This is a genomic window from Microlunatus aurantiacus (assembly GCF_039536605.1).
In the GTDB taxonomy this organism is placed as follows: Bacteria; Actinomycetota; Actinomycetes; order Propionibacteriales; family Propionibacteriaceae; genus Microlunatus; species Microlunatus aurantiacus.
In genome coordinates, this window is sequence record NZ_BAAAYX010000003.1 from 275,851 (window position 1) to 282,210 (window position 6,360).

The following is a 6,360-nucleotide window of genomic DNA, read 5'->3' on the forward strand; positions in this document are numbered from 1 at the left end:
GATGACCCAGACCCCCACCGCCCGCCCCGCACGTACGGCCACCCCGCGCGCCCGCAAGCCGCGGGGTGAGGGCCAGTGGGCACTCGGCTACCGCGAACCCCTGAACGCCAACGAGCAGTCCAAGAAGGACGACAACCCGCTCAACGTCCGGGCCCGGATCGAGAACATCTACGCCAAGGGCGGGTTCGCGAGCATCGACCCGGGCGACCTGCGCGGGCGCTTCCGGTGGTACGGGCTGTACACGCAGCGCAAGCCCGGCATCGACGGCGGCAAGACCGCCACCCTGGAGCCGCACGAGCTGGACGATGAGTACTTCATGCTCCGGGTCCGCATCGACGGCGGCGCCCTGACCAGCGAGCAGCTGCGGGTGATCGGCCAGATCAGCGTGGACTTCGGCCGCGACACCGCCGACATCACCGACCGGCAGAACGTCCAGCTGCACTGGATCCGGGTCGAGGACGTGCCCGAGATCTGGCGCCGCCTGGAAGCCGTCGGCCTGTCCACCACCGAGGCCTGCGGTGACTGCCCGCGCGTCATCCTCGGCTCCCCGGTGGCCGGCATCGCCGCCGACGAGATCATCGACCCGACCGCCGCGATCGCCGACATCGTCGAGCGCTACATCGGCGACCCGCAGTACTCGAACCTGCCGCGCAAGTTCAAGACCGCCATCACCGGTCACCCGTTGCAGGACGTCGTGCCCGAGATCAACGACGTGGCCTTCGTCGGCGTCGAGCACCCCGAGCACGGCCCCGGCTTCGACCTGTGGGTCGGCGGAGGGCTGTCCACCAACCCGATGCTGGCCCAGCGCCTCGGTGCCTGGGTGCCGAGCGAGGAGGTCGCCGAGGCGTGGGCGGGTGTCTGCGGTGTCTTCCGCGACTACGGCTACCGCCGGCTCCGCACCCGGGCCCGGATCAAGTTCCTGGTCGCAGACTGGGGGCCGGAGAAGTTCCGCGAGGTGCTGGAGACCGAGTACCTGAAGCGCAAGCTGATCGACGGCCCGGCCCCGGCCACCCCGGAGCGGCCCGGCGACCACGTCGGCGTCAACGAGCAGAAGGACGGCAGGTTCTTCGTCGGGCTCTCGCCCATCGCCGGGCGCACCGGCGGGCAGAAGCTGATCGACCTGGCCGACCTCGCCGAGGCGCACGGCTCGTACCGGCTGCGCACCACCCCGATGCAGAAGATCCTCGTCCTCGACGTGGCCCCCGACCGGGTCGACTCCCTGGTCGCCGGCGCCGAGCAGATCGGGCTGTCGGCCCGGCCGAACGCCTGGCGGCGCTCGGTGATGGCCTGCACCGGCATCGAGTTCTGCAAGCTCGCCATCGTCGAGACCAAGGCCCAGGCGGCCCGGGTGGTCGACGAGCTGGAGAGCCGGCTGGGCGAGATCGACACCCCCATCACCGTCCACCTCAACGGCTGCCCCAACTCGTGCGCCCGGATCCAGGTCGCCGACATCGGGCTGAAGGGCCAGCTCGTGCCCGGTCCGGACGGCGAGCAGGTGGAGGGCTACCAGGTCCACCTGGGCGGCGGACTCGCCCTGGACGCCGGCTTCGGCCGGAAGCTCCGGGGACACAAGGTCACCGCCGACGAGCTGCCCGACTACGTCGAGCGGGTGGCCAAGAACTTCCTGGCCGGGCGCACCGACGGAGAGCGGTTCGCGCAGTGGGTGTCGAGGGCCGATGAGACCGCACTCGTATGAGCCAGCCGGCAGAGTCGGGCGCGTCGTCGGGGCACGCCAACCGGCAGGCGGTGCTCTACTGCCCGTACTGCGCGGAGGAGACGCTGTTCCCGCTGGAGGAAGGCGGCTGGGAATGCCGCAGCTGCCTGCGCGCGTTCACCGTGAGATTCCTCGGGCTGCGACCGGCGCGGGGTCACGGAGGACAGGTGCAGTCATGAGAACTCTCGACCAGCAGCTCCAGCACCCCCAGCCCGGCGACGATCTCAGCCAGCTCGCTCGGCGAGCCAACTCCGAGCTCGAGGGGGCCACGGCCACCGAGATCCTCAGCTGGGCGCACGAGACCTTCGGATCCGGTCTGATGCTGACGTCCTCGCTCGCGGACACGGTGATGATCCACCTGGCCGAACAGGTCGCCCCGGGCATCGACGTGCTGTTCCTCGACACCGGCTACCACTTCGTCGAGACCATCGGGACCCGCGACGCCGTGGCGGCCGTGCACGACGTCAACCTGATCACCCTGACCCCGGTCCAGAGCGTCGCCGAGCAGGACGCGACCTGGGGCAAGGACCTGTTCTCGGTCAACCCGGACCAGTGCTGCGCGCTGCGCAAGACCGAGCCGCTCAACCGGGCCCTGGCCGGTTACACCGCCTGGGCGAGCGGGGTCCGCCGAGCCGACTCGGTGGCCCGCGCCAAGACACCCGTCGTGTCCTGGGACCTGCGGCGCAAGATCGTCAAGCTCGCCCCGATCGCCGCCTGGACCGACGACGACGTCGCCGCCTACATCGAAGCGAACAGCCTGATGGTGAACCCGCTGCTGGAGGACGGCTACCCGTCCATCGGCTGCGAGCCGTGCACCTCGCGCGCCTCGGCCGACGACCCCCGCGGCGGCCGCTGGGTCGGGCTGGCCAAGACCGAGTGCGGTATCCACCTGTGAGCGCCGACGCCCCCACCCTGGCCACCGGGCTCCACCCCGACACCCGTACGGCGAGCGGCACCGCCGTCGGCGGCGCGACGCTGTGGTTCACCGGACTGCCCTCGGCGGGCAAGTCGACCATCGCCCACGCCCTGGCCGACCGGCTGATCGCTGCGGGCGTCCGGGTCCAGGTCCTCGACGGTGACGCGGTCCGGCCGCACCTGTCGGCCGGACTGGGTTTCAGCCGCTCCGACCGCGACCTCAACGTCACGCGGATCGGCTGGGTCGCCCGGCTGCTCGCCGGCCACGGCGTCGTCGTGCTGGTGCCGGTGATCGCCCCGTACGCGAGTGCCCGCCAGCAGGTCCGGGACGACCATGCAGCCGCCGGCGTGCCGTTCGCCGAGGTCTTCGTGTCCACGTCGTTGGCCGTCGCCGAGCAGCGCGACGTCAAGGGCCTCTACGCCCGGGCCCGCTCCGGCGAGATCACCGGGCTGACCGGGGTCGACGACCCGTACGAGCACCCCACCACCGCTGAGCTGACCATCGACACCGCCGTCGTGCCGCTGGAGCAGTCCGTCGCGCAGGCGTCCGCGCTGCTGGACGGCTTGCTGAACCCGACCGAGGGAGGGACCGCATGAGTGAGGCGATCCGACCGCTGACCGAGCTCCAGGCGCTCGAGTCCGAGTCCATCCACATCTTCCGCGAGGTGGCCGCCACCTTCCGCACACCCGTGATGCTGTTCTCCGGGGGCAAGGACAGCGTGGTCATGCTGCACCTGGCCGCGAAGGCGTTCTGGCCGGCGCCGATCCCGTTCACCCTGCTGCACGTCGACACCGGGCACAACTTCCCGGAGGTGCTGACCTACCGCGACTGGGCGACGGAGTTCTACGGTGCCCGCCTGAAGGCGGCCAAGGTCCAGGACTACATCGACGACGGCCGGCTGCGGGAGCGTCCCGACGGCCAGCGCAACCCGCTGCAGACCGTGCCGCTGCTGGACGCCATCACCGAGGGCAAGCACGACGCCGTCTTCGGCGGTGGGCGTCGCGACGAGGAGCGGGCCCGGGCCAAGGAGCGTGTGTTCAGCCTGCGCGACGAGTTCGGCCAGTGGGACCCGCGCAACCAGCGGCCCGAGCTCTGGTCGCTCTACAACGGCCGGCACCTGCCCGGCGAGCACGTCCGGGTCTTCCCCCTGTCGAACTGGACCGAGCTGGACATCTGGGACTACATCGAGGCCGAGAAGATCGAGCTGCCGTCGATCTACTACGCCCACGAGCGCGAGGTGGTGGAGCGCGACGGCATGTGGATCGCGGTCACCGAGGTCACCCCGGCCCGCGAGGGAGACACGGTCGAGAACCGGCTCGTGCGCTACCGCACGGTCGGCGACATGTCCTGCACGGCCGCAGTGCTCTCCGCCGCCACCACGGTCGCCGACGTGATCACCGAGGTCGGGCTGAGCACCCTCACCGAGCGGGGCGCCACCCGCGCCGACGACCGGCTGAGCGAAGCCGCCATGGAAGATCGCAAGCGAGAAGGGTACTTCTGATGGCTCCCACGCTGACCTCCCCCACCAAGACGGGCGGCCGCACGCTGCTGCGCCTGGCCACGGCCGGCTCGGTCGACGACGGCAAGTCCACCCTGGTCGGGCGGTTGCTCTACGACACCAACTCCGTGCTCACCGACACCCTCGACCACGTCCAGCAGGTCAGCAAGCGGAAGGGTCTGGCCACCGCCGACCTGGCCCTGCTGACCGATGGGCTGCGGGCCGAGCGCGAGCAGGGCATCACGATCGACGTGGCCTACCGCTACTTCGCCACCCCGGCGCGGAAGTTCATCCTGGCCGACTGCCCCGGGCACGTGCAGTACACCCGGAACACGGTCACCGGCTCCTCCACCGCCGACGTGATCCTGCTGCTGGTCGACGCCCGCAACGGCGTCGTCGAGCAGACCCGTCGCCACCTCGCCGTGGCCTCGCTGCTCCGGGTGCCGCACGTCGTGCTGGCGGTGAACAAGATCGATCTGGTCGACTACTCCGAGGAGAGGTTCACCGAGATCGCCACCGACTTCGCCCTGCTGGCGCGGAGCCTGAACGTGCCCGACACCCACTGCATCCCGGTGTCGGCCACCGAGGGCGACAACGTCGCCGTCCGGTCGACGCGGATGCCCTGGTACGACGGGCCGACAGTGCTCGGCTACCTGGAGAACGTGGACGTCACCCCGCTGACCACCTTCGCCGAGCTGCGGTTCCCGGTGCAGCAGGTCGTCCGGCCGCAGACCGCCGAGCGGGCCCCCTGGGCGTCCGGCACGCCCGGTCTGACCGCCGACTACCGCGGCTACGCCGGGCAGCTCGCCTCCGGACGGGTCCGGGTCGGTGACGAGGTCGTCGTGCTGCCCCGCGGCTCCCACACCACAGTGGTCGGCATCGACACCCCCGACGGTCCCCTCGACCTCGCCGTGGCCGGCCAGTCGGTGATCCTCCGGCTGGCGACCGACATCGACGTGTCCCGCGGCGACCTGATCGCCTCCATCGAGGCCCCACCCGCCCCCGTGCGCGAGATCTCCGCCACCGTCTCCTGGCTCGCCGACCGCGAGCTCGAGGCCGGTGCCCGGGTCCTCGTCCAGCACGGCACGTCGCTGACCAAGGGCCTGATTCGTTCCGTCGAGGCCAAGCTGGACCTCGGCGGCACCGGTGAGCACCCGGTCTGGGTGGACAGCGACCGGCTGGCCCTCAACGACCTGGCCCGGATCAGGATCGCCTTCGCCGGTCCCCTGCCGCTGGACGCCTACAACGAGTACCGCGGCACCGGCGCCTTCATCCTGGTCGACGCCGCCGACGGCTGGACGCTGGGCGCCGGCATGGCCGGCCCGCCGGCCTTCACCGTCGAGCACCGCCGCACCCCCGACGAGCTCGACGACTTCGACACCCCCGACACCGCAGGACAGACACCATGACCGCACCCTCGCTCATCCTGGTCGGCTACGGCAGCCGCGACCCTCGGGTCGCGCAGGTCAGCCACGACATCCGCCGCGGCGTGCTGGCCATCCGGCCGGAGCTCGACGTGCACATCGCGTTCGTCGGTGAGGGTCAGCCCACCGGTCTCCAGGTGGCGGCCAAGCTGGCCAAGCGTGGCGTCGAGGAGGCGGTGGTGGTGCCGCTGCTGCTGTCCGACGCGTTCCACGCGCACGCGGAGTTCCCGGCGCTCGTCGCCCAGATCACCGCCTCGACCGGCGGTCTGAAGGTGACGGCCTCCCGCCCCATCGGTCCGGAGGCCCAGCTGCTCTCGGTGGTCGACCGTCGGCTCCGCGACGCGCTGCGGGCCCGCCGGGTCGGCGAGCTGGACGGACTGGTCTTCGCCGCCGTCGGCAGCACCGACGTCCGCAGCAACGCCATCGTGACCCGCCGCGCCCGGCAGTGGGCCACCCACCACCGGCTGCCGTGCGTCACCGCCTTCGGGGCCGTGTCCGGCCCGACCGCGGCCGAGGCCGTCCGCACGCTCCGCAGCCAGGGACGGCGGCACGTCGCGGTCGGCAGCTGGTTCCTGGCTCCCACCCCGCTGTTCGTCCGCGAGGAGTCGGCCGCGCTGGCCGCCGGCGCGGTGGCGGTGTCGGAGCCCCTCGGTGCGGGACCCGAGCTCGCCGAGGTCGTCCTGAGCCGCTACGTCGTGGCCGCCATGGAGCTGGTGGACCTCGAGGGCGAGGCGATGGCCGAGACCGAGGACGCACCGGTGCGTCACCTCAGCGTGGTCAGCGCCTGATCGACCTGCGCCTGATCGAC

7 protein-coding genes are annotated in these 6,360 nt (G+C 71.7%); all 7 read left to right on the forward strand.

The features are described from left to right. The first annotated feature begins 1 nt into the window (after position 1). Genes ABD714_RS06845 through ABD714_RS06875 form a run of 7 tightly spaced genes read left to right on the forward strand, consistent with a single transcriptional unit; the run spans position 2 to position 6,340 of the window. The gene (locus ABD714_RS06845) at positions 2 to 1,696 is read left to right on the forward strand and encodes a nitrite/sulfite reductase (protein ID WP_344811552.1); all 1,695 of its coding nucleotides are present in this window, start codon (positions 2 to 4) and stop codon (positions 1,694 to 1,696) included. Next, positions 1,693 to 1,893, forward strand: a complete 201-nt coding sequence (locus ABD714_RS06850) for a hypothetical protein (protein ID WP_344811553.1) — start codon at positions 1,693 to 1,695, stop codon at positions 1,891 to 1,893. Before ABD714_RS06845 ends, ABD714_RS06850 begins: the two co-directional genes overlap by 4 nt. After that, positions 1,890 to 2,609 (forward strand): phosphoadenylyl-sulfate reductase, encoded by a 720-nt coding sequence (locus ABD714_RS06855; protein ID WP_344811554.1) that lies wholly within the window; start codon positions 1,890 to 1,892, stop codon positions 2,607 to 2,609. Before ABD714_RS06850 ends, ABD714_RS06855 begins: the two co-directional genes overlap by 4 nt. Beyond that, positions 2,606 to 3,226 (forward strand): adenylyl-sulfate kinase, encoded by a 621-nt coding sequence (gene cysC, locus ABD714_RS06860; protein WP_344811555.1) that lies wholly within the window; start codon positions 2,606 to 2,608, stop codon positions 3,224 to 3,226. The genes ABD714_RS06855 and cysC overlap by 4 nt, the downstream gene beginning before the upstream one ends. Next, entirely contained in the window at positions 3,223 to 4,131 is a 909-nt protein-coding gene (gene cysD, locus ABD714_RS06865) for a sulfate adenylyltransferase subunit CysD (RefSeq protein WP_344811556.1), read from the forward strand. The genes cysC and cysD overlap by 4 nt, the downstream gene beginning before the upstream one ends. Beyond that, positions 4,131 to 5,537 (forward strand): sulfate adenylyltransferase subunit 1, encoded by a 1,407-nt coding sequence (locus ABD714_RS06870; protein ID WP_344811557.1) that lies wholly within the window; start codon positions 4,131 to 4,133, stop codon positions 5,535 to 5,537. Before cysD ends, ABD714_RS06870 begins: the two co-directional genes overlap by 1 nt. Next, positions 5,534 to 6,340, forward strand: coding sequence for a sirohydrochlorin chelatase (locus tag ABD714_RS06875; protein ID WP_344811558.1), 807 nt, complete (start codon positions 5,534 to 5,536; stop codon positions 6,338 to 6,340). Before ABD714_RS06870 ends, ABD714_RS06875 begins: the two co-directional genes overlap by 4 nt. The last annotated feature ends 20 nt before the right edge of the window (positions 6,341 to 6,360 follow it).

Coding starts and splice junctions, on each gene's coding strand:
- ABD714_RS06855 (WP_344811554.1), top strand. CDS start 1,890: ATGAGAACTCTCGACCAGCAGCTCCAGCACCCCCAGCCCGGCGACGAT.
- ABD714_RS06850 (WP_344811553.1), top strand. CDS start 1,693: ATGAGCCAGCCGGCAGAGTCGGGCGCGTCGTCGGGGCACGCCAACCGG.
- ABD714_RS06875 (WP_344811558.1), top strand. CDS start 5,534: ATGACCGCACCCTCGCTCATCCTGGTCGGCTACGGCAGCCGCGACCCT.
- cysD (WP_344811556.1), top strand. CDS start 3,223: ATGAGTGAGGCGATCCGACCGCTGACCGAGCTCCAGGCGCTCGAGTCC.
- ABD714_RS06845 (WP_344811552.1), top strand. CDS start 2: ATGACCCAGACCCCCACCGCCCGCCCCGCACGTACGGCCACCCCGCGC.
- ABD714_RS06870 (WP_344811557.1), top strand. CDS start 4,131: ATGGCTCCCACGCTGACCTCCCCCACCAAGACGGGCGGCCGCACGCTG.